Consider the following 2,013-nt stretch of genomic DNA (forward strand, 5'->3'; position numbering starts at 1 on the left):
GGTAAGTTCGACTGGTATCTTCAACAGGACAAATGGGAGTTTGAGTGTGCATTATCAGATATCGACCCCCACAACAGAGTGCTTGAAGTTGGCTGTGGTGAAGGACATTTCCTTCAACGTCTAAAGAATAGCGGGTTTACCGACGCCATCGGGATTGATATTGATTCTTCAGCACTTGATCGTGCCTCAGACGATGGGCACGAGGTGTACCAGTCAGATGTGGAGTCATTCGAATCTGATGAAAAGTTTGATGTCGTCTGTTCATTTCAGTGTTAGAGCACGTTGCGGATCCGTACACCTTCCTAGAATCATCGCTTTCACTCCTGAAATCCGGGGGAACGCTAATCTTCGCAGTTCCCAATTCGAGTGGGTTTCTGACCTCCATCCGGTTTCCTGTTCTAAATATGCCACCACATCATCAAACGCGCTGGAATCCCGAGGTCATTCACAACCTATCGGATTTGTTTTCTGTTGATGTTCGGTCTGTTGAGTGCGGGCCGCTGACAGAGAATCACCAACGTTGGTACGTACGAGAGCAATTTCTAACCGCCGTCTCGAAATTGACCGGAGAGCAATTTGTTGAATCAGTTGAGCGTACATCAGCAAGTAAAGTGCTGTCTGCTCTCGCCAGATCTGGGTACGGTCCAACTCTGTCCCTTTCTGGACGGCTTGGGGAAGTCGATGAACACCCAATGTATGTGAAAATCCACCGAGATTGATCAGTTATAATTGTATTAGTTCATTATCGATTCAACATGAGCATATATTATTTTAAAGTAACTATATTTGAAGATTGAATAAGTCGTAATGAATGTGGTCTACCATGTTCCCAACACTCTATAAGTTGATATCTCTCGTATTATGATGGCGATTGATCAGTATATCCAATAAATATCGACACGCTAGGAGAGCGGATTCGGTTCGTCACGGATTCAACGTCTTTGATATAAGCTCTTCTGTCTCTGTGTGGTATTCCAAGTCTCCGTCTCGATGTTCAGCGGTGTGGGTGACCAAGTTCTGCTCGTCGAATTCCTTACTGTCGATTATTGATCTGTATAAATGACGGATCAACTATTATTGGCTGCGTACACAACACCGATCGACGATGATCCGTCCTCGATCACCTTGGTATCATATCGGCTGCTGATTTCCCGCCAGAACTTGGGGACACCACAGTTCTCATTCGCGATATCATCAATCGCGATGAGACCTGTGTCAGAAACGTATGGTTCGTAGATCTCGAAATCATTCTTAATTCCCTCGTATGAATGATCTCCATCAAGAAAAAGAAAGTCGATTTGATCATCGCCGAGCATATCGCTGATTCGCTGCTCTGTGGATTGGTTTTGAGAGTCCCCCTCTACCAAGTGTAGCGTCTTTTCATCTGAGAAATTCTTAAAAAGTCGATCCATCTTGTTGTACGCAATGTCGACGCTGATTATTTTTTTGGGGGCTTTTAGAGCTCGGGACCACATGTATAACGAACCGCCACGGAACGTCCCAATCTCTACCACCGTTTCGGGACCTTTGTCGGCAATTATCTCGAGGAGGCTTGAGAACACTTCTTTTGACTGCTCAAGCCGGATATGACGATAGGCACCGAGTCCGCCAAATTTTCCTGGGTGTGCCGGCTTGTAGGGAGACTTACGTTCAAAACCCAGCGGTGGAAGTATGTTATGAGTCGTTTTCCGGCGTGGAGATATATATCCTGTCGTGTCAAAAAAATCAGTAATCTCTGACTCGGACTTCATTCTCCTCTCTAATCTGATCAGGGAAACATGGAAACATAGATCATCCACTACGGGAAGTTTCCAAACGAAGTAGTAGGTGCGACGAAGCAGGGAAATAGCTCCCTCTCGACAAAAAATCTTGATAGCTTTCCTTAGTAAATTCATTTGATTTTGTTTCTCCCCAAAATCCCATATATGTGTCGAATACGCATTTTAAAAAGGAAACTGCCGACTATCGAGTGCCCTACACTGGGTATGCGATGTGTAGCAAAAAGGCCCGATA

Annotated in this window: 2 protein-coding genes; one reads left to right on the forward strand and one right to left on the reverse strand. The window is 45.1% G+C overall.

The features are described from left to right. Positions 1-276, forward strand: a 276-nt coding sequence (locus tag ACERIT_RS16090) for a class I SAM-dependent methyltransferase (protein ID WP_373675867.1), incomplete at its 5' end; no start/stop codon positions are given. A 791-nt stretch (positions 277-1,067) separates the two neighbouring features. Here the strand turns inward: ACERIT_RS16090 and ACERIT_RS16095 are convergent. Continuing rightward, a complete protein-coding gene (locus tag ACERIT_RS16095) occupies positions 1,068-1,751 on the reverse strand; it encodes a class I SAM-dependent methyltransferase (protein WP_373675868.1) in 684 nt (227 codons plus the stop codon). Between the last annotated feature and the right edge of the window lie 262 nt (positions 1,752-2,013).

The organism is Halopenitus sp. H-Gu1 (assembly GCF_041821145.1).
Taxonomy (GTDB): Archaea; Halobacteriota; Halobacteria; order Halobacteriales; family Haloferacaceae; genus Halopenitus.